The organism is Pantoea sp. sgz302252 (assembly GCF_047713085.1).
Taxonomy (GTDB): domain Bacteria; phylum Pseudomonadota; class Gammaproteobacteria; order Enterobacterales; family Enterobacteriaceae; genus Scandinavium.
Map to the genome: position 1 here is coordinate 103730 of NZ_JBLFJW010000010.1, position 19029 is coordinate 122758.

22 protein-coding genes and 1 pseudogene are annotated in these 19029 nt (G+C 54.2%); 16 read left to right on the forward strand and 7 right to left on the reverse strand.

Going from position 1 to position 19029, the window contains the following annotated elements:
* Positions 1 to 4: 4 nt before the first annotated feature.
* The 13 genes and pseudogenes from ACLW56_RS10085 to ACLW56_RS10145 all read left to right on the forward strand — a co-directional run bounded on the left by ACLW56_RS10085 (position 5) and on the right by ACLW56_RS10145 (position 8767).
* Positions 5 to 358 (forward strand): phage protein NinX family protein, encoded by a 354-nt coding sequence (locus tag ACLW56_RS10085; protein ID WP_330983648.1) that lies wholly within the window; start codon positions 5 to 7, stop codon positions 356 to 358.
* Positions 355 to 798, forward strand: a complete 444-nt coding sequence (locus tag ACLW56_RS10090; protein WP_330983649.1) for a hypothetical protein — start codon at positions 355 to 357, stop codon at positions 796 to 798. Before ACLW56_RS10085 ends, ACLW56_RS10090 begins: the two co-directional genes overlap by 4 nt.
* A complete protein-coding gene (locus tag ACLW56_RS10095) occupies positions 795 to 1244 on the forward strand; it encodes a hypothetical protein (RefSeq protein ID WP_330983650.1) in 450 nt (149 codons plus the stop codon). Before ACLW56_RS10090 ends, ACLW56_RS10095 begins: the two co-directional genes overlap by 4 nt.
* Positions 1241 to 1873: a morphogenetic protein gene (locus ACLW56_RS10100; RefSeq protein ID WP_330983651.1), complete on the forward strand. Its 633-nt coding sequence runs from the start codon at positions 1241 to 1243 to the stop codon at positions 1871 to 1873. Before ACLW56_RS10095 ends, ACLW56_RS10100 begins: the two co-directional genes overlap by 4 nt.
* Positions 1870 to 2697, forward strand: coding sequence for a DNA adenine methylase (locus ACLW56_RS10105; RefSeq protein ID WP_330983652.1), 828 nt, complete (start codon positions 1870 to 1872; stop codon positions 2695 to 2697). The genes ACLW56_RS10100 and ACLW56_RS10105 overlap by 4 nt, the downstream gene beginning before the upstream one ends.
* Positions 2694 to 3488 (forward strand): hypothetical protein, encoded by a 795-nt coding sequence (locus tag ACLW56_RS10110; protein WP_330983653.1) that lies wholly within the window; start codon positions 2694 to 2696, stop codon positions 3486 to 3488. The genes ACLW56_RS10105 and ACLW56_RS10110 overlap by 4 nt, the downstream gene beginning before the upstream one ends.
* A gap of 660 nt (positions 3489 to 4148) precedes the next feature.
* Positions 4149 to 4514 (forward strand): annotated as a pseudogene (locus tag ACLW56_RS10115) (dATP/dGTP pyrophosphohydrolase domain-containing protein); the annotation flags it as partial.
* 40 nt (positions 4515 to 4554) lie between these two features.
* A complete protein-coding gene (locus ACLW56_RS10120) occupies positions 4555 to 4746 on the forward strand; it encodes a DUF1187 family protein (protein ID WP_330983654.1) in 192 nt (63 codons plus the stop codon).
* Positions 4746 to 5003, forward strand: a complete 258-nt coding sequence (locus ACLW56_RS10125; RefSeq protein WP_330983655.1) for a hypothetical protein — start codon at positions 4746 to 4748, stop codon at positions 5001 to 5003. The genes ACLW56_RS10120 and ACLW56_RS10125 overlap by 1 nt, the downstream gene beginning before the upstream one ends.
* Positions 5004 to 5014: 11 nt before the next feature.
* Positions 5015 to 6994, forward strand: coding sequence for a DNA cytosine methyltransferase (locus tag ACLW56_RS10130; protein ID WP_330983693.1), 1980 nt, complete (start codon positions 5015 to 5017; stop codon positions 6992 to 6994).
* Entirely contained in the window at positions 6991 to 7356 is a 366-nt protein-coding gene (locus ACLW56_RS10135; protein ID WP_330983656.1) for a YkgJ family cysteine cluster protein, read from the forward strand. The genes ACLW56_RS10130 and ACLW56_RS10135 overlap by 4 nt, the downstream gene beginning before the upstream one ends.
* Positions 7357 to 7446: 90 nt before the next feature.
* Positions 7447 to 7743 carry an excisionase gene (locus ACLW56_RS10140; RefSeq protein ID WP_330983657.1) on the forward strand — a complete coding sequence of 99 codons (297 nt, stop codon included), beginning with the start codon at positions 7447 to 7449 and terminating at the stop codon, positions 7741 to 7743.
* Complete coding sequence (locus ACLW56_RS10145) at positions 7691 to 8767, forward strand: tyrosine-type recombinase/integrase (RefSeq protein WP_330983658.1); 1077 nt, start codon at positions 7691 to 7693, stop codon at positions 8765 to 8767. The genes ACLW56_RS10140 and ACLW56_RS10145 overlap by 53 nt, the downstream gene beginning before the upstream one ends.
* Positions 8768 to 9159: 392 nt before the next feature.
* Here the strand turns inward: ACLW56_RS10145 and ACLW56_RS10150 are convergent, their stop codons facing one another.
* From ACLW56_RS10150 to yobA, 3 genes are read right to left on the reverse strand one after another with little or no spacing between them, the layout of a single operon-like run.
* Positions 9160 to 9498 carry a YebY family protein gene (locus ACLW56_RS10150; protein ID WP_330983659.1) on the reverse strand — a complete coding sequence of 113 codons (339 nt, stop codon included), beginning with the start codon at positions 9496 to 9498 and terminating at the stop codon, positions 9160 to 9162.
* A gap of 15 nt (positions 9499 to 9513) precedes the next feature.
* Positions 9514 to 10383 carry a copper homeostasis membrane protein CopD gene (gene copD, locus ACLW56_RS10155; RefSeq protein ID WP_330983660.1) on the reverse strand — a complete coding sequence of 290 codons (870 nt, stop codon included), beginning with the start codon at positions 10381 to 10383 and terminating at the stop codon, positions 9514 to 9516.
* Between the two features lie 2 nt (positions 10384 to 10385).
* Positions 10386 to 10751, reverse strand: coding sequence for a CopC domain-containing protein YobA (gene yobA / locus ACLW56_RS10160; RefSeq protein WP_415377722.1), 366 nt, complete (start codon positions 10749 to 10751; stop codon positions 10386 to 10388).
* A gap of 147 nt (positions 10752 to 10898) precedes the next feature.
* Here yobA and ACLW56_RS10165 point away from each other — a divergent pair, with 147 nt between their 5' ends.
* Positions 10899 to 11129: a DNA polymerase III subunit theta gene (locus tag ACLW56_RS10165; RefSeq protein ID WP_330983661.1), complete on the forward strand. Its 231-nt coding sequence runs from the start codon at positions 10899 to 10901 to the stop codon at positions 11127 to 11129.
* A 411-nt stretch (positions 11130 to 11540) separates the two neighbouring features.
* Positions 11541 to 12200 (forward strand): exodeoxyribonuclease X, encoded by a 660-nt coding sequence (exoX, locus tag ACLW56_RS10170; RefSeq protein WP_330983662.1) that lies wholly within the window; start codon positions 11541 to 11543, stop codon positions 12198 to 12200.
* Here exoX and ptrB read toward each other — a convergent pair whose 3' ends face one another.
* Together ptrB and ACLW56_RS10180 are read right to left on the reverse strand one after the other, a co-directional pair.
* Complete coding sequence (gene ptrB, locus ACLW56_RS10175) at positions 12201 to 14261, reverse strand: oligopeptidase B (RefSeq protein ID WP_330983663.1); 2061 nt, start codon at positions 14259 to 14261, stop codon at positions 12201 to 12203.
* Between the two features lie 82 nt (positions 14262 to 14343).
* The gene (locus ACLW56_RS10180; RefSeq protein WP_330983664.1) at positions 14344 to 14997 is read right to left on the reverse strand and encodes a tellurite resistance TerB family protein; all 654 of its coding nucleotides are present in this window, start codon (positions 14995 to 14997) and stop codon (positions 14344 to 14346) included.
* Between the two features lie 178 nt (positions 14998 to 15175).
* On the opposite strand from ACLW56_RS10180, the gene purT reads away from it, so the two are divergent.
* Positions 15176 to 16354: a formate-dependent phosphoribosylglycinamide formyltransferase gene (gene purT, locus ACLW56_RS10185; protein WP_330983665.1), complete on the forward strand. Its 1179-nt coding sequence runs from the start codon at positions 15176 to 15178 to the stop codon at positions 16352 to 16354.
* A gap of 131 nt (positions 16355 to 16485) precedes the next feature.
* On the opposite strand, the gene ACLW56_RS10190 is transcribed toward purT, so the two are convergent.
* Both ACLW56_RS10190 and edd read right to left on the reverse strand, forming a co-directional pair.
* The gene (locus ACLW56_RS10190; RefSeq protein ID WP_330983666.1) at positions 16486 to 17124 is read right to left on the reverse strand and encodes a bifunctional 4-hydroxy-2-oxoglutarate aldolase/2-dehydro-3-deoxy-phosphogluconate aldolase; all 639 of its coding nucleotides are present in this window, start codon (positions 17122 to 17124) and stop codon (positions 16486 to 16488) included.
* A gap of 39 nt (positions 17125 to 17163) precedes the next feature.
* Positions 17164 to 18975: a phosphogluconate dehydratase gene (gene edd / locus ACLW56_RS10195; RefSeq protein ID WP_330983667.1), complete on the reverse strand. Its 1812-nt coding sequence runs from the start codon at positions 18973 to 18975 to the stop codon at positions 17164 to 17166.
* Between the last annotated feature and the right edge of the window lie 54 nt (positions 18976 to 19029).

Genomic DNA, 19029 nt, shown 5'->3' on the forward strand with positions numbered 1-19029 from the left:
GCGCATGAAAATTTACGAGCTCACTGGCTCCGCTCTCGACTTCGCAGTCGACCGGGTGGTGAACGGCAAAAAATACGGCGAAGAATTTTCAGTAATTCGCGCTGCAGGCGATGGATTCCGCCCTTCCTCAAGCTGGCGTGTCGGTGGCCCACTTATCGAGCGCTACCGCCTCGACCTGATGCCAGACCCGGAAAGCACTGAATGGTGGGCAGATAAAGCCGAGGGTGCTGAAGCCAGACATTTGCATGGCAATGGCCCCTCCCCACTTATCGCGGCATGCAGGGCCATCGCGTCCACACTCGGCGACGAAGTCGACATCCCATTCAATTTAATCAAAAGCAAAGGAGGTGCAGCGTGAGCAACATTGAACGTTATGACTTTCATTATTTCGATGATTTCAGATCAAAATATTCTGCTTTCCGTGAGGAATGCCCGGACGGTGAATATGTCTCCTTTGACGATTACGCAACTCTCGAAGCACAGCGCGTTGCGCTGGCGGCGGAGAATGCGGGGCTGAAGAACTTCATCAAGAATGATTGTTGGATTTTTCATCCAGACGTTGAGATGTACAGCGATGCAATGGACTACGTACCGGAAACCCCAGCCACCGATCGCTTTATCGCAGATGTGAAGGCGCAGGACTCGGCACCTTTGGTCAAGGCGCTAACTACGATTGCAAATTCAGAGCAGCACAGCGGCGAGACGGTTGTTTGTGATTTCTACACGCTGATCTCAGTAGCTTCAGGTGCGCTGCGTGATTACTACGCCCAGCAGCTGCGCGGGGAGAAGGCAGAATGAGCATCATCGGATGGTACTACCTGCATGAAAATGGAGATCTGATTTATAAGCCTGGATCAGATTCAATTACTGATATTCGCGATTCAGATTTCGCCAGATGCTCATGGTCAGTTGATGTTACTGATCGCAGAGCAGCTTGGGAAATGCTGGTTGAAGCAAGCGCTCTGGGCGCACGTGAATCACGTGTAAATGAGTTGGCGGAAAAATGGCACTGCGATGATGCCGACGCAGACATGTTCGCAAGTGTCATTGGAGTAGTTCTTGTGCCAGATGGAAGCCAGTGGTGCGCACACAGCAAAGATTTTGTAGACCTCCAGGAGTCATCGGCTGGGTTCGGAGATAGCAAACTGCTCGCAATGGTTGATCTAGCCAGGCAGTTAGGCATTCGCGGCGGGCATATGTGGCGCTCTACATTTTCCGAATTAGTCAAAGGAGCGTCAGCATGAAAGAGCGCGGCATGATTTTCAACGGCGAAATGGTCCGGGCGCTGCTGAGCGGTCAGAAAACGCAGACACGGCGAATTATGAAAAATCAACCTGCCGGAGATCACCCTGATACACCGGTTTCCGTCAGATGTATCGATGATGGTTTTCAGTGGCATGGATGGCACGGCGAAAGCACTGTTTTCCCATGCCCATTCGGAAAAGCAGGCGACCGCATCTGGGTGCGCGAGACATTCCAGGGGCCTCTTTTCGATTACGACAAAATGGACGCCTACCTCAAAGACAGCACGCCATTCGAAAAACCGGAATTTTGCCAATATGCAGCTGATGGCGGACCGCGCCCGGAATATCAGGATATGGACGACAACATCCGTTACGGCTGGAAGCCTGCTATTCACATGCCTCGTTGGGCATCCCGCCTGCTGCTGGAAATTACCGAAGTGCGCGTGGAGCGCCTACGGAGTATGAGCCAGGACGATGCTCGCGCTGAGGGTGTTATTGCAGCATCTGGCCCAATGGAAGCCGGTTTAGCATTCCGTGAGCTATGGGACTCCATCTATGGCGAGGAAAGCTGGAAGGCTAATCCGTGGGTGTGGGTTATTGAGTTTAAACGTGTAGAGGGAAACGCATGAAAATCAAACATCCAGCTATTCGCTATCACGGCGGGAAGTTTCGGCTTGCCTCATGGATTATCAGCCATTTTCCGCCGCACCGTTGTTACGTTGAACCGTTTGGCGGCGCTGCATCTGTCCTCCTAAAAAAGGAACCGAGCGAAGCCGAGGTTTATAACGATTTGGATGGTGACGTGGTGAATTTATTCCGCGTTCTACGTGACCCTGCAAACAGCCAAGCCCTCATCGATGCATGTGCCCTTACTCCATATTCACGCGAAGAGTTCAGTTGCGCCTACGAATCAACCGACAACCCGGTTGAGCAGGCCCGTCGTCTTATTGTCCGCGCAACGATGGGGTTTGGCAGCGCCGGAGCCACAAAAGGTTGCACCGGCTTTCGCCTCGACACCAGACGCAACAGCGCTACCGCGCAGGCTATCTGGGCACGACAACCAGATAATCTCGCAGTTGTGGCCAGTCGGTTTGCGGGGGTACTTGTTGAGAACCGCGACGCTCTCCAGTGCATGCGTGACCACGACACCGCATCAACACTACATTTTGTTGATCCACCCTATATCCATGAAACACGAGTTGAGACTGCCAAAAATAGCGCATACCGATTCGAAATGACGGATGAGGACCACATTTATCTGCTGGATGTACTGCAGGATTTAACGGGAATGGTCATTGTTTGCGGATATGACAGCGAGCTCTACAACGACCATCTGCGGGGATGGCAGCGTGTCACCAGAACAACGGCGGCCAATGGCTGCGCCGGTTCGGTACAAAGAACGGAATGCCTGTGGATTAACCAGGCTGCACAGAAACAGGAGAGCGCAGCATGACTACACCAATGACCAAAGAAGCGATCAGCTCGGCGATGTTCAGCTCACTGGAGGGATTTGTCTCCTATGTCGTCGGCTCCATTGAGTCCGACATTAAGCGCAATTTGACCGACGAAGAACACCAGTCCGTTTATCACCACGTTGAGAGCATTGTCGATGGCACCGGACTGGCCGCCAAAGATAAGCGCATTGCTGAGCTGGAGCTGGCGCAAAGTTTCCATGATGAAGGAGCGGCGATGCTGTGCGGGGAGTATGACAAACTCGCTGCCGCAATGGGCTGGACGTCTGAGCTAGCAGAAAAGCAGGGAGTCAGCCAGATGGAGTTCGCACGCCAACTGCAATCCCGCGCCGAATCCGCAGAGCAGAAAAAAGTGGCTGAACTGACCGCCGCTACGAACACCAACAAGCAATGGAAGCCGGACACCTGCCCGATCAGTGGCCGCCCGTTCTTCCTGTGGCTTGACCATCCAGAACTCGGTTATGTGCCGACCTACGGGGGTCCATACGACAGCTTCACGCTGGCTGAAAAGGACGAGAACGGAGAGTTCTTCGCTCACAGATACGACCACGACGAGGGCTGCTGGGTTGATGATGAGGCCGTGTATCTTTCTGACCGCGCCGAATCCGCAGAGCAGGCGCTGCTGGAGAGGCAGAAAGTGAAATTCCCGAACAAGTGGCATGCGAGATATAACACTGCAAGCGGACAGTTCAACGAAAAGCGTTTCAATGAAGATTTTATTGAATTTCTGAAGTCAGAAGGCATCACCCTACAGATTCAGGGAGGTGAGTGATGCGCTTAAAAGTCGGTGATGATTTATACGCGTGTTATTTCCCGCAGGAGCGACCGCTGGACGGGGCGGAGGTTAGATGCTGGAGCGAAGACGGAAAGCTTCTTGGGGATGGCGTAGGAATTCATCTGCGCCAGTCGGGTGGCGCAATTCTGGTTTGTGGCAAGACTTACGACTCAAACAAAATTGTTCACTGGGTTCCGCTAACAAGTCTACAGAAGGGAGGTTCGGCGGAGCTATGAATGCTACAGCAAGAAATAACCTGGATAGTTGGAAGGCTGAATGTGACCGCATGTGGAGGACTAAGCCATGACCACAATCACCAAAGAGCGCATCGAGCAATATGCCCACGACAAGCGCATGTGCAACGTCAACGACGAGATTCGCAAAATGGCCCGCATGCTGCTGGCTGGCATGGAGCAGGAGCCTGTGTATCAGGTTTTCGATGAAAGCGGCGGTTGGTTTGATATTGAGAAAAATGATGTTGGCGAGGAAACTGATTGCGGTAATCAAGTTCGCACCCTCTACGCCGCACCGCAGCCAGCACCGGCTGGGATGCAGCAGGAGCCTGTGGCGTGGCGATATCGCACCACTGACATTAATGGCAATCCTAACCCGCGCTGGTCATTTTCCGAAGAGGCGAGCTTGCTGGGGTTGTATCAACCGCTCTACGCCGCCCCGCAGCCGCTGACCGATAGTGAGCGCGCAGAGCTTCAGGAATACCGGAAAGCAGACGAACGCGAAAAAATCCGCGTTGCACATGCTGAATGGTCGCGTGAAACGTTCGGTAGCGTTGGTCCTGTGGGGCCACTTAAGCATTTGGCAAAAGAGGCGCTGGAAGCCGCAGCTGAGCCCGGCGACCTCAGCGAATGGGCGTACATGCAGTTTTTACTATGGGACGCCCAGCGCGGCGCCGGTATTACCGACGAGCAAATCACACAGGCGATGTTTGAAAAGCTGGGGGTCAATAAGTCTCGTCAGTGGCCGGAGCCAAAAGATGGCCAGCCACGCCTGCATATTAAAACCCAATCAAAATAATTGAGGCGCCCCGCAAGGGGCGTAACGAGACATGACCAAATTTAAAGTAACCGCCACCGTGATCAAACCAGGGAACACACCGACCAATTGGACTAGGTTCACCGAGAAAAAACTGACGAAAACTGAGTGCGAAAAAATGCTTTCAGTTAACAAGGAAGTCGGCGTCGGCATCGAGGCAAAAGTGAATCTGGAAAATTTCTCCTGCGTTAAGGCGGGTGCGTAATGGAAACCACCCTGCACTACGCCATTCAGCGCATCATTGAGCTGGAAAACCTGCTGCTGCCAGAGGTGCCTGAAACCGTCTGGCCTGCCGAAGTACAGACCATCTACTCGCAAATCGAAAGCGCCGCGCAGTTGCCGGCGCATCATCAGCGCCGCCTGCAGCATCACATCAACCGGATGTGGCTCGACCGCATGCCTGTCCCTTCGATCGTCACCGCAGCTAAGTCGCTGTGTGAAGCCATGGAGAAATATGCGTGAACAATTCAGAAATCTCAGAAATCATCGTCGATAACTTTGCCGGAGGCGGCGGTGCGTCAACAGGCATTGAGATGGCGCTGGGCCGCAGTGTGGACATTGCTATCAACCATGACCAGAACGCGGTGGCGATGCACAGCACCAACCACCCCGACACCCTCCACTATTGCGAGTCTGTCTTCACTGTGAAGCCGAAGGTGGCGACCGCCGGGCGCAAAGTAGGTTTAGCTTGGTTTTCTCCAGATTGTCGTCATTTCTCCAAAGCCAAGGGCGCAAAGCCAGTGGAACGTGAGATTCGCGGCCTCGCGTGGATTACCCTGCGCTGGGCGCTGGAAACTGAAATGCGCGTGGCGATTCTCGAAAACGTCAGCGAATTTAAGACCTGGGGCCCTCTGCTTGTTCCCGAGATGCGCCCGGACCCGCTGCGCGTCGGCGAGACATTCCAGGCGTTCGTCGACATGCTGAGCACCGGAATTGCACCTGATCATCCCGCGCTGACGGAGTGCTGTGAATTTCTGGAAATTTCGCCAGAGGGCGCGCAAGCCCAGCGCCTCATTCGTGGCCTGGGCTATCAGGTAGAATTTCGCGAGCTGCGAGCTTGTGACTATGGTACGCCGACGATCCGGAAGCGTTTCTTTATGGTGATGCGCCGTGACGGGAAGCCGATTACATGGCCGGAAGCAACTCACGGCGACCCTAAGTCGGAGGCAGTAAAATCGGGCCTACTGAAGCCATGGCGCTCAGCGGCAGAATGCATCGACTGGTCGCTACCGTGCCCGTCAATTTTCGGCAGAAAGAAGGATCTGGCAGCGAACACTTTGCGCAGGATAGCCCGCGGCATCCAGCGCTTTGTTATCGACAGCGCCTCGCCATTCATCGTGAAATGCAATCATACCAGCACGCGCACTGTATATGACTGCTTCCGTGGGCAATCACTTAACGATCCTCTGCAAACCATTACCAAAGCGCCAGGCTACGCGATTGCCGTTCCTCACCTCACCAAGTTTCGTACCGGCGCGACCGGGCAGCCTGTCACCGAACCTGTGCCGACAGTCACAGCTGGCACATCGGCGCGCCCTGGCGGAAACGGGCATGCGCTCGGGATGGTATCGGCGGCGCTGACTCCGTTCCTCTCTGGCAACGGCGGCAGTGAATACCAGGCGAAGCCGCGCCCTCTGACCAAACCGGCTCACACCATTCTGAAAGAATCACGTTGCTGTGTTGTTGCCCCGGTCATTGCTCGTCAGTTCGGTGCCAGCATCGGCCACCGCGCCGACGAGCCAAGCGCAACGATTACTGCGGGTGGCGGCGGTAAATCGCAGCTGGTGAAGCCGGTGCTGATCCAGATGGGTTACGGCGAAAGACCTGGCCAGGCACCCCGAGTTCTTCAACTGGATAAGCCACTTGGAACAATCACAGCTGGCGGCGGCAAGTTTGCTCTGGTGGCCGCGAACCTCATTAAACACTTTGGCGGCAACTACTCCGGTGCCGGAATTTCACTGGATGAACCCGCGCACACAGTAACCACCACCGATCATCACGCGATCGTGACTTCCAGCATCATCAAAATGCGCGGGACCAATACAGGGCAGCCAACCGATACACCACTGCAAACCGTTACGGCCGGTGGCCAGCATTTCGGCGAAGTCAGGACAAACCTAGCTGTCGACGGCTATGACGAAGGTCGGGCGCTTGAAGTGCTGGCATTCCTGAAGAAGTATTGCGGCGAGGATAGCGACGGCCTAGTGACGGTCGAGGGCATCGTTTACCGCATCGTTGATATTGGCATGCGCATGCTTCAGCCGCACGAGTTATATCGCGCCCAAGGCTTCCCGGAGTGGTACATCATAGACCGCGACTACACCGGGCAGCGCTATTCGAAAGACAAACAAGTGGCCCGTTGCGGCAACGCGGTACCGCCGCAATTTGCAGAAGCACTGGTTCGCGCCAACCTGCCAGAACTGTGTGTCAGCAGGGAGGAAATTGCAGCATGAAAAACACTTCAGTTCCCTGCAATGGATGCACGCTCTGTTGCCGTGGCGATGCTATCAGCATCCATCCAGAATTAGGTGATGATGCCTCGCAGTTCCAGACGGTCCCTCATTTTGTTCCCGAAATGGCCGCTAAAGGCATTGTCATGCTGGCACATAAGTCCGATCTCACATGCATATACCTCGAAAAATCAGGTTGCAGCATACACGGGCGCGCTCCCGCATTGTGTCAGGAGTTTGATTGCCGCCGCCTCGTTAAACAATTGGGGTACACAAAAGCAAGAAAATACGTAAAGAAAGGTTTGCTCAATGCCGGAATCGTCCGGCGTGGGCTGGAGCTTATCCCAACATTGGAGATTAACTAACCATCTGATTTTATGACTTGATTATCGTTGTTCAACCCCGGCCGCCGCAGGCGCGTATAGTTTGCGGCGGTCATGAAGAGACATGACCAAATGCCATTATTAACACTGACAACGTGGGCGGCTGAATATTACGAGAATCCCCCATCACTGGTAACGCTCAGGCGCTGGGCGCGCAACGGCAATATTTATCCACCGCCGGAACTGCACGGGCGAGAATATCGCGTGGATCCGGAGGCTTTCTACATTAAGCCGAACAAGGCCGGGCAAACGCTGGAGCAGCACCACCCGAACGGGCGCACAGGAAAGCAAAGCCCACTACTTGAGAGGTTGATCCATGAGTCGCGAAAAGTACGATGCGAACCTGCCAAAGAATTTAACGTATCGTAAAGCAGTAAAATCTTTTTACTGGCGCAACCCCTTAACAAAAAAAGAAATTTGCCTCGGGCAAATCGCCCGCAGGGATGCGGTAGCCCAGGCTATCGAGGCAAATAATTATCTGGCACAAAATTTCACGCCGAGCTTACTGATTGAAAAACTGAAAGAGGTAGACACTCTTACCGTTGGCAAATGGCTGGACCGTTACGACATGCTGCTGCAGCGTCGTGACCTTTCAGCCAATACATACAAAATTCGCGGAAACCAGTTGGCAACGGTAAAAGAGAAGATGGGCGGGATGATATTGAAGGAAGTCAGCACCCGGCATATCGCAGAGTTTCTTGATCCGTGGGTAAGTGAGGGAAAAAACACAATGGCGGCCGGGATGCGCTCGGTTTTGTCCGACGTGTTCAGGGAAGCGATCGTTGAAGGCCATATCATGCACAACCCCGTCACCCCTACCCGTACGCCGGGAATCAAAGTGCAGCGCGACAGACTTGATCTGAAAGTATTCCACGATATGCGCAGCACCGCGGAACAGATGCCGGTGTGGTTCCCGCTGGCGATGGATCTCGCATTGGTTACAGCGCAGCGCCGCGAGGATGTGGCCACCATGCGATTTTCTGAAATTTATGATGACCGGTTACACGTAATTCAGCAAAAAACAGGCGTCATGTTGGCGATCCCGCTGTCGCTCACCCTCCCTGCTGCTGGACTGCGCCTCGGTACGGTGGTCGATCGCTGCAGGCTGGTCAGTCGGTCAGATTTTTTAATCAGCGCTGGCATCAGAAAAAACAGCCCGGATGGCAGTATTCACCCCGACGGGCTCACCAAAAAGTTTGCAGATACCAGAAAATTGTCTGGCCTGTCATTCAGCGATACCCCGCCAACATTTCATGAAATCCGGAGCCTGTCAGGTCGGCTATACGAAGCGGCCTATGGAAAAGAATTTGCCCAAAAACTTTTCGGTCACAAGTCCGAGAAGATGACCGAAATGTACCTGGACAAGCGGCAAAACGAATACGTGATGATCTGAATTTTTCGTGTAAAAAAAATATTAAGGCCGATTTTGTTGTGGTATAACGGAAAAAGACCGAATACGAGATTTCGATAAAATTTCGATAAATTTCGATACGGTCTTTGTAAGTTACTGATATGACTTACAAATAAAAAGAGACCGAATACGATTCCTGTATTCGGTCCAGGGAAATGGCTCTTGGGAGAGAGCCGTGCGCTAAAAGTTGGCATTAATGCAGGCTAAAGTCGCCTTGCCCTTTAAGAATAGATGACCATGCCAGGTTTTCCAGTCCGCGACAAAAGTGGTCAAAAAAAACCGTGAGCAAAGCGTCACAAAAAACAAAAACCGCAGGCATTCGTCAGAATAACTTTCGTTTTTTTTATTGTGCATCAAACGGTTAGCGCTACGCTTCAGCAGAGTTTTTCCGCACGTGCAATAAACGGTTCAAGGCTCATTTTCTGGCCTGCCTGGGCCGGATCGTCAATCTGAATCACCGAAATGGGCTGTGCGGTCGTTTTCCCCTCTTTCACTTCTTGTTCAGCCACCGCGTTCAGCGGGTACTGCACCAGTGTGCTGGGATTAATGGCATACAGCGCATTGCCCGGCCGACAGGTCAACATTACCTCTTCACGATTAAATGCCCACTTATCTTTGCCGACTTCAAAGCGGCTGACGGTGATCACCTGCGGGGCGGCAAGAGCCGCTCCAGAAGTTGCCAATAACACGAGAGATAGAACGAGTTTTTTCATGATTTCGCCAATAATTTAGAACGGTTCCCAGGTGGCGAAAGCGCTTACCGCCGCCAGCACCAGAGCCCCTAATACCATTTCAGCCTGCGTCATGCGCAAGAACAGTTTTTCAACATGCTGCCGATCCGCTGCCATTCGCGGGACCAGAACATACCGGTTTATGAGCGCAATGGCGACCATCAGTGCCACCAGCCCCATCTTCACCACCAGCAGAGTGCCATACGCCGTGTCGGTGAACAGCGATCCCTGGATCAAGAACGCGTTAATCAGGCCGCTCAACACCACGCCCGCCACCGCCAGATGCCCATATCGCGAGAAACGCATCATGGTGGCGATAGCAAGGGTTCGCCAGCGCCCTTGTGCTAAACGAACGCAATAGGCGAACGGTAACAGGCCGCCAAGCCAGGCGGCAGCGCACAGCAGATGAATCGCGTGATTGGTGCGTTGTAGCACGCCGCTCATGCCTTCGCGCATTGCAGCATGACCGACACCGGCCATCAACAGAAACTGTGCGATGCAAAGAATGAGCAACAGTGGCATCAACCGTGATGGCCGCAGCCACCACACCACGACGGTAATCCACGCCAACAGGATTTGCCACAGCCAGATGCTGCCAAAGCGGGTACCAGCCACCAATAGCCAGATATCCGGCTGGAAAACGTCGCTCCAGCCATTGCCCATCAGCCCACCCTGCAACATCAGCATCAGGCTCGCGCTGCTGGCGCTGAGAAAGAGCGTAACGGAAAGCAGCCGTGAAAAACGCTGGCTTATCAGGCGTCGAACCTGAGGCGCAGCCCACCAGGCCGAGTACAGGACGCAACCAAATGCCAGCATCAGGCAGACAAAATGCCCCCAGCGCAGACCGATATAGAGTGAAGCCAACACGTTTATTTCACGCTGAAGTGATACTGGCCTTTGGTTTTATGCCCGTCTACCGACACAACATGCCAGTCAACGGTGTAATCGCCCGGTTTCAGCGCTTGCTCAACCGGAACAATCAGCTGAGTGTTGTCTTTTTCATTCAGTTTCGCTGTTCCCACCGGGATTAGCGCCTGCTGCGGCCCCGTTAAGGTGATGCCGCTGAATTTCACTTCAACCCCTTCCGAGAAGTTCAGGGTCAGTGCTTGTGGCGCCGCGGTGACCTGAGCATCGGCTGCAGGATATTGATGTTTAAGATGGGCATGTGCCAGTGCTGTGGAAGTCGTTAATATGCAGGTCAGGAAAACCGCCGCGCTCAATGCGCGAGAAGCGATGGGGGTCATTCTCTTCATTCTCTTTTGTTATGTATCTGGTGCCAAGAATAACGCTGTATAATGTTCACGTCGAGATTCAGCGCCGCCGGGCTTGCTATTCTGAGACACTCTTAGTAATTTCTGCCCAGGTTTAAGAAGGAGCACATCATGGAAAACAATCTGGCAAAAATTCCGCAAGACGAGATGGACAAGGTCAATGTCGATTTGGCGGCTGCGGGTGTGGCATTTAAAGAGCGCTACAATATGCCGGTCATTGCTGAAGTGGTTGAACGCGAGCAGCCAGGCCACCTGCGAGACTGGTTTCGCGAGCGTCTGATCGCGCACCGTCTGGCCTCCGTGAATCTCTCTCGCCTGCCGTACGAGCCAAAACAGAAGTAAGAATTCTCAACTGTTACACTTCCTTACATAAACCCTGCTACAATCTTGAGAAAATTCTGAAGCATTCACCAGGGACATTGTGTAAGGCACCAGTCTGACACCGCAGGCGAACCATGTCAGCGTGCTGCCGCCGGATGCCGAAGGCCACGAACTTGACCCGATTGCTACTTTACTGGCCGCGGGCACCTGTACTCGCGAATTTCAGCAGCAATCCGTGCAACAGCTACAGCGCCTCGCGCACAAGTACGCGATTGCGGTCCTGAAATCGAATTACGCTGACGGCAGTGCGCTGTGGGGCGAAAATATTCCAGCGGCTGGGAGGGCGACATCATTCCGCTGCACGGACACCGTTACGCCATTGACGAAATCCGCTGCGACGCATAACCTTCCCTTTTTAGCCGGGAGAGCATTATGTTACGCGTTATCGATACGGAAACCTGCGATTTACAGGGCGGCGTGGTAGAGATCGCCTCGGTGGATATCGTTGACGGCAAGATAACGAACCCAATGAGCCATCTGGTGCGACCAGACCGACCGATAAGCCCTCAGGCGATGGCTATCCATCGCATCACCGAAGAGATGGTGGCTGACAAACCATGGATTGAGGAAGTGGTGCCGCACTATCAGGGCAGCACGTGGTATGTCGCGCACAATGCCAGCTTTGACCGCCGCGTTCTGCCAGAAATGAACGGGGACTGGATTTGCACCATGAAGCTGGCACGCCGTCTGTGGCCGGGCATTAAGTACAGCAATATGGCGTTGTATAAATCCCGCAAGCTTAACGTTGTAACGCCCCCCGGCCTGCATCATCACCGCGCACTGTACGACTGCTACATCACCGCAGCGTTGCTTATCGACATCATCAACGTGTCAGGCTGGACGCCAGATCAGATGGCCGATATCACCGGCCGCCCGGCGTTGCTGACCACCTTCACCTTTGGCAAATACCGCGGCAAGCCTGTAGCAGAAGTGGCCGAGAACGATCCCGGCTACCTCCGCTGGCTGTTCAACAACCTCAATTCGATGAGCCCCGAGCTGCGTTTAACGCTCAAGCACTGGCTCGGCGAATAATCAACGCGGTGCCTGGCCCGGTAACGTCCCCTGGGCCAGCGCAATCAGGAAAGTGTATTCCAGCGCCACGCCCTCATAGCTTTTGAAACGCCCTGATTTACCGCCGTGCCCGGAATCCATCTCCGTGCATAACAACAGCAAATTATCACCAGTTTTCAGTTCACGCAGCTTCGCCACCCATTTTGCCGGTTCCCAGTACTGAACCTGCGAATCATGCAGCCCGGTGGTCACCAGCAGATGAGGATAAGCTTTCGCGGCCACGTTATCGTACGGGCTGTACTCTTTCATGTAGCGATAGTATTCCGCATCCTGAGGATTGCCCCACTCTTCAAACTCACCGGTAGTGAGAGGAATCGATTCGTCGAGCATGGTGGTCACGACATCAACAAACGGAACCTGTGCGATCACGCCGTGGAACAGTTCCGGACGCTCATTGATGGCGGCTCCCATCAGCATGCCTCCGGCGCTTCCGCCCATGCCGTAGCACAAAGCAGGACTGCCAAAGCCTTGTGCCAGCAACGCATCACAGACGTCGAGATAATCATTGAAGGTGTTTTTCTTCAGCAGGAATTTGCCATCTTCGTACCACTGCTGGCCCAGTTCGCCGCCGCCGCGCACATGCGCAATGGCAAACACAAAACCCCGGTCGAGCAGGCTTAAACGACTGCTGCTGAAATCGGCGTCCATACTGGCACCATAAGAACCGTAGCCATACACCAGCAAAGGATTTTTGCCCTGGCGGAAATGCTGGCGGTGATAGACCAGCGAGACAGGCACCTCGACACCATCACGCGCTTTGATCCACAAATGCTCGCTGCGATAGAGGCTTGCGTCAAAACCCTTCACTTCCTGCTGCTTGAGCACTTTACGCTCGCCGGTATCCATATTCAGCTCAAACAACGTGTCTGGCGTTGTCATCGATGAATAACCGTAACGCAGGCGTGAAGTATCTGATTCAGGGTTGTAGGCCACCCAGGTGACATAAGCCGGATCGTCAAAGGCGATGCCCGTGACTTCGCGGGTTTTACGGTTAATTTGCCTCAGGCTGGTCAGCCCACGCTGGCGCTCTTCCACCACCAGCCAGTCCGTAAACAGGGTAAAGCCTTCAAGCATCACATCATCACGCGCCGGGATCAGCGTTTCCCAGCGGCTTTCGTCGCGAACAGAGGTGCGATAGAGGCCAAAGTTTTTCCCGTCACGGTTAGAGCGAAGATAAAAATTGTGCTGGAAATGGTCGACGCTGTACTCATGATCTTTGCGACGAGGCAGGAAACAGATCGGCTGTGCATCCGGCATTTCGGCATCCAGCAGCAGCACTTCGCTGGTGGTGGCACTTGAAAGGTAAATGATCACATAGTGCTTCGAGCTGGTTTTATGCAGGCTGACGTAAAACATGTCGTCCTGTTCTTCATACACCCTTTCGTCTGCGCTGACCGGCATCCCAACGGTATGCCGCCATACCTGATAGGGCAACAGCGTGGTCGGGTGTTTACGCACGTAATAAATCGTTTGTGAATCGTTACCCCACACAAATTCGGGCTCGATGTTCTCCAGCGTTTCCGGGTACCAGTTCTCGGTTTCCAGGTTGCGGATGCGCAGGCCATACTGGCGGCGCGAAAGATAGTCTTCCGTTAAAGCCATCAGGGTATTGTCTGGCGAAATGCCCAGCCCGCCGAGGGTATAAAACTCACTGTGCGCCGCACGCTGATTGCTGTCGAGCAACAGCTCCCATTCATCCCATTCTTCTTTCTGAACAGACTGACGCTGATAGAGCGCATACTCGCAGCCCGGTTCATAAATCTGCCGGTAGCGATACCCGTTCTTCGTATAAGGTGCAGAAACCTCGCGCTGTGGAATACGATCAACAATCTCCTTCAGCACCTTATCTTGCAGGCTACGCTGTGAAGCCATCACTTCACGCCCGTAGGCATTTTCCTGCTTCAGATAGTCGAGTACCGCTGGCTGCGAACGATCATCGTCGCGCAGCCAGAAGTAATTGTCGGTTCGTGTGTCGCCATGCAAGGTCATGACGTGGGGAATGCGTTTGGCTTTTGGTGGCATGTCGTTGTTCTTCTGCGTAATACATTTACCCTAAGGGTGGCAAATGTGCAGAACGATGCAAGCGAAACCTGCCAATGTGACGTTAAACGGCTTGTTTTTGTGCCTTCAAATCGGCTTCGATACCGTCCCGAACGTCCTGAGGGATTTTCAGTGCATCGCCCAGCGCGTTGAGATAACTGCGTTCCATAAAGTGATCAATATCGATGGCAGCACAGCTGAGGAAATAAAGCTCCAGCGCTTCCTCTTCATTGCGGACATCACGGGCCAGAAGTTGAGGATCTAATGGCTGAGCAATGGCTTTCTCCACCAATTGACGCCCCTGTGATTCCACACCCGCTTCCTGCAACTGCTGCTCGATGGCGGCACGTTCTTTGTCGTCAATATGCCCATCACTCTTGGCAGCAAACACCAGGGCGTAAATCAGACGCTCCGTTCGCACATCCACAGGGCTAGTTTGTTGCCCGAACTGCGGTTCACCCTGATGCGCCGTTCTCACTTTATCTTTGTATTTATTCCACAACACGGTACCAGCCACCGCCCCGCCGCCAACCAATAACGCGCCCGTGCCGTATTTGGCTAACAGTTTGCGGGAAGATTTGCTGGACACCAGCAAGCCGGCAAGGCCGCCGAGTGCGCCAGGCACCAGCAGTTTGCTAAGCCCCTGCTCGCCAGAAGGCTGAGCAGAGGAAGAAGATTGACCGAGTAAAGACTGGAGTTGATTGAGCCAGTTAGCCATGATTTCCTCGCGGCGCAGTGATGAATGCTTTCAGACTAAGCGAGACGATGTAAGGTTTCGTCTGGGCTGACTAAAGATACGCAAAGTCCCCGGCCTCATCGTCTGCTATTCTGCGGGAAGACAGACGCAAACGTTTTCGTATATACTGACGGCCACTTTTTTACTGTGGAATTTCGTTATGACTGTACTAGGCACCGCGCTGCGTCCGGCGGCAACTCGCGTAATGTTATTAGGCTCTGGCGAGCTGGGAAAAGAAGTGGCCATTGAGTGTCAGCGTCTGGGCATTGAAGTGATTGCCGTTGACCGTTACGCCGATGCACCAGCGATGCACGTCGCGCACCGCAGCCACGTCATTAATATGCTCGATGGACAGGCGCTTAACGCACTGGTTGATCAAGAAAAGCCCGATTTCATCGTGCCGGAAATTGAAGCGATCGCCACCGATATGCTGATTGAACTGGAACAAGCCGGGCAGCAGGTGGTTCCCTGCGCTCGTGCGACGAAGCTCACCATGAACCGCGAAGGCATTCGCCGCCTCGCCGCAGAAGAGCTGAAGCTGCCTACGTCCAGCTACCGTTTTGCGGACAGCGAAACAGCATTCCGTGATGCCGTGGCAGAGATTGGCCTGCCTTGCATCATCAAGCCGGTGATGAGTTCATCGGGTAAAGGCCAAAGCTTTATCCGCACGGAAGATCAGCTTAGCGCCGCCTGGCAATATGCCCAGCAAGGTGGGCGTGCGGGTGCCGGTCGAGTGATTGTAGAAGGTGTGGTTAAGTTTGATTTCGAAATTACCCTGCTGACCGTCAGTGCCGCAGATGGTGTGCATTTTTGTGCCCCTGTCGGCCATCGCCAGGAAGATGGCGATTACCGCGAATCCTGGCAGCCACAGCAGATGAGCGCGCTGGCACTGGAGCGTGCGGAGGCAATCGCCCGTGAAGTGGTGCTGGCGTTAGGCGGTTACGGCTTGTTTGGCGTCGAGCTGTTCGTCTGCGGCGACGAGGTTATCTTCAGCGAAGTCTCACCACGCCCGCATGACACCGGAATGGTGACGCTGATTTCACAGGATCTGTCTGAGTTCGCACTGCACGTTCGCGCGTTCCTGGGTTTACCGATAGGCGCGATTCGTCAGTACGGCCCGTCGGCCTCGGCGGTGATCCTGCCTGAAATGACCAGCAATAATGTCAGCTTCGGCAATCTTGAAGCCGCTGTTGGAGCGGATGTGCAGTTGCGCCTGTTTGGCAAACCGGATATCGACGGTACGCGTCGTTTGGGCGTGGCGTTAGCCGTGGCAGAGGATGTGGAAACGGCGGTTGAAAGGGCGAAAACAGCGGCAGGAAAAGTCAGGGTAAAAGGCTAAAAAAATGCCCGGTGGCGCTTACGCTTACCGGGCATTAAATTGGGTGCGGTCTGATGCCCTCACCCCGTCCCTCTCCCACGGGAGAGGGTGCACACACTAAAAAACCTTCTTAGAAAGAAGGTTTTTGCAGTTTATTTCGCGCCTTCAACCGCTTCGCGAGCAATTTTGGTGATGCGGTCGTAATCGCCAGATTCCAGCGCGTCGGCTGGTACCAGCCAGGAACCGCCGATGCACAGCACGCTTTTCAGCGCCAGGTAGTCACGGTAGTTCGCAGGTGAGATGCCGCCAGTTGGGCAGAAACGGATGTGCGCGAACGGACCGGCAATCGCCTGCAGTGCTTTAGTGCCGCCGTTAGCTTCCGCCGGGAAGAATTTGAACTCTTTCAGGCCGTAATCCATGCCCAGCATCAGTTCAGACACAGTGCTGATCCCTGGGATCAGTGGGATAGTGCCTTCGGTAGCGGCTTTCAGCAGGGGCTCAGTCAGGCCCGGGCTGATGGCAAACTGCGCACCAGCTTCGGTCACTTCTTTCAACTGCTGAACGTTAGTCACGGTACCTGCACCGACGATAGCGTCCGGCACTTCTTTCGCAATGGCGCGGATAGCGTCCATTGCACATGCAGTACGCAGCGTCACTTCCAGTACGCGCACGCCACCGGCAACCAGCGCTTTCGCCATTGGCACCGCGTGTTCCAGTTTGTTAACCACGATAACCGGGACGACCGGGCCGTTGGTCAGGATTGCTTCTGCTGTTGTTTTCCAGTTTTTCATCAGAGTTGTTCTCTCGCCAGAATGAGTAAACTTGTCGTATTAAAAAGTGATGCAGGTTGCGCCCTGCTCCGCACCAGAGAGGTTTTCACGCAGCGCGCCAAACATCTCGCGCCCGGTGCCCACTCGTTGTGCGCTCAAATCAGGAATATGTGGCTTACGAGCCGCCAGTTCCGCTTCATCTACCAGCAGGGTCAGTTCACCTGTCTGGCCATTGACACGAATCATGTCGCCATCGTGGACTTTCGCCAGCAGACCCCCGTCGTAAGCTTCCGGGGTGACGTGGATGGCTGAAGGTACTTTACCGGATGCACCGGAAAGGCGTCCATCGGTGACTAATGCTATTTTGAAACGGCGGTCCAATAATACACCTAATGGCGGCATAAGTTTATGTAATTCTGGCATGCCGTTGGCTTTTGGTCCCTGAAGACGCACTACCACCACGCAATCTTTGTCCAGCAGCCCTGCTTCGAAGGCGGGCAATACGTCATGCTGGCTTTCAAAGACTACCGCTGGCGCTTCGATAATCTGGTTCTCAACCGGTACGGCAGAGGTTTTCATCACCGCGCGTCCCAGGTTACCGCTCAGCACTTTGGTGCCACCGTGATGAGAGAAAGGTTTATCAAAGCTGGCGATAACCGCTTCATCCAGCGACGCCTGCGCCCCTTCACGCCAGTCCAGTTCACCGTTATTCAGCCATGGCTCCAGGGTGTAACGATGCAGGCCATGACCGGCCACGGTGTCCACGTCTTCATGCAGCAATCCGCCTTTCAGCAGTTCACGCACCAGCACAGGCACGCCGCCCGCCGCCTGGAAGTGGTTGATATCCGCAGGACCGTTCGGGTACAAACGCGCCATCAGCGGCACCACATCAGACAGATCAGAGAAATCATCCCAGTTAATGATGATACCTGCCGCGCGAGCCATTGCCACGATATGCATGGTGTGGTTAGTCGAACCGCCGGTAGCCAGCAGCGCGACAATACCGTTCACCACCACTTTCTCATCGAACATTTTACCGAGCGGCATCCATTCGTTGCCGTTACCGGTCATACGCGTCACCTGGCGTGCAGCTGCCGCAGTCAGCAGCTCACGCATTGGCGCATCCGGATGTACGAACGACGAGCCCGGCAACTGCATGCCCATAAACTCAATAACCATCTGGTTGGTATTGGCTGTGCCGTAGAAAGTACAGGTGCCTGGCGCGTGATAAGAAGCCGCTTCAGATTCCAGCAGCGCCATGCGATCCACTTTGCCTTCAGCGTAAAGCTGACGAATGCGCACTTTTTCTTTGTTCGGCAGACCGCTCGCCATGGGGCCAGACGGAATGAAAATGGAAGGGAGATGACCGAAGGAAAGCGCCGCCATTGCCAGACCCGGGACAATTTTATCGCACACGCCCAGATACAGCGCGCCATCAAACATATTGTGAGACAGCCCCACCGCCGCGGACATCGCAATCACTTCACGGCTCAGCAAAGAAAGCTCCATGCCGTCCTGACCTTGCGTCACACCATCACACATGGCAGGAACCCCGCCAGCGACCTGACCGACCGCGTTGACGCTGTGCAGCGCTTTGCGGATCACATCCGGATAGTGCTCGTAGGGCTGATGTGCCGACAGCATATCGTTGTAGGAAGTAATGATCGCAATATTGTTACGCAGCATGCTTTTCAGCGACGCTTTATCATCGGGCTGGCAGGCAGCAAAGCCATGAGCCAAATTCCCACACGCCAGACTGGAGCGTTGGACGGTATCGGATTTGGCCTGCTTAATCCTGGCGAGGTAGGCACTGCGGGTCTTTTGTGAGCGTTCAACAATGCGTTGTGTTACGCGTAACAATACAGGATTCATAAAAGCTCCTCAAACTCTGAGTGTCTGGGCTTAGGCATTAACACGAAGTTCAGG

Bases quoted from the DNA above. Each gene is read 5' to 3' on its own strand.
- ACLW56_RS10085 (WP_330983648.1), top strand. From the start codon at position 5: ATGAAAATTTACGAGCTCACTGGCTCCGCTCTCGACTTCGCAGTCGAC.
- ACLW56_RS10095 (WP_330983650.1), top strand. From the start codon at position 795: ATGAGCATCATCGGATGGTACTACCTGCATGAAAATGGAGATCTGATT.
- ACLW56_RS10100 (WP_330983651.1), top strand. From the start codon at position 1,241: ATGAAAGAGCGCGGCATGATTTTCAACGGCGAAATGGTCCGGGCGCTG.
- ACLW56_RS10105 (WP_330983652.1), top strand. From the start codon at position 1,870: ATGAAAATCAAACATCCAGCTATTCGCTATCACGGCGGGAAGTTTCGG.
- ACLW56_RS10110 (WP_330983653.1), top strand. From the start codon at position 2,694: ATGACTACACCAATGACCAAAGAAGCGATCAGCTCGGCGATGTTCAGC.
- ACLW56_RS10120 (WP_330983654.1), top strand. From the start codon at position 4,555: ATGACCAAATTTAAAGTAACCGCCACCGTGATCAAACCAGGGAACACA.
- ACLW56_RS10125 (WP_330983655.1), top strand. From the start codon at position 4,746: ATGGAAACCACCCTGCACTACGCCATTCAGCGCATCATTGAGCTGGAA.
- ACLW56_RS10135 (WP_330983656.1), top strand. From the start codon at position 6,991: ATGAAAAACACTTCAGTTCCCTGCAATGGATGCACGCTCTGTTGCCGT.
- ACLW56_RS10140 (WP_330983657.1), top strand. From the start codon at position 7,447: ATGCCATTATTAACACTGACAACGTGGGCGGCTGAATATTACGAGAAT.
- ACLW56_RS10145 (WP_330983658.1), top strand. From the start codon at position 7,691: ATGAGTCGCGAAAAGTACGATGCGAACCTGCCAAAGAATTTAACGTAT.
- ACLW56_RS10150 (WP_330983659.1), bottom strand. From the start codon at position 9,498: ATGAAAAAACTCGTTCTATCTCTCGTGTTATTGGCAACTTCTGGAGCG.
- ACLW56_RS10165 (WP_330983661.1), top strand. From the start codon at position 10,899: ATGGAAAACAATCTGGCAAAAATTCCGCAAGACGAGATGGACAAGGTC.
- exoX (WP_330983662.1), top strand. From the start codon at position 11,541: ATGTTACGCGTTATCGATACGGAAACCTGCGATTTACAGGGCGGCGTG.
- ptrB (WP_330983663.1), bottom strand. From the start codon at position 14,261: ATGCCACCAAAAGCCAAACGCATTCCCCACGTCATGACCTTGCATGGC.
- ACLW56_RS10180 (WP_330983664.1), bottom strand. From the start codon at position 14,997: ATGGCTAACTGGCTCAATCAACTCCAGTCTTTACTCGGTCAATCTTCT.
- purT (WP_330983665.1), top strand. From the start codon at position 15,176: ATGACTGTACTAGGCACCGCGCTGCGTCCGGCGGCAACTCGCGTAATG.
- ACLW56_RS10190 (WP_330983666.1), bottom strand. From the start codon at position 17,124: ATGAAAAACTGGAAAACAACAGCAGAAGCAATCCTGACCAACGGCCCG.
- edd (WP_330983667.1), bottom strand. From the start codon at position 18,975: ATGAATCCTGTATTGTTACGCGTAACACAACGCATTGTTGAACGCTCA.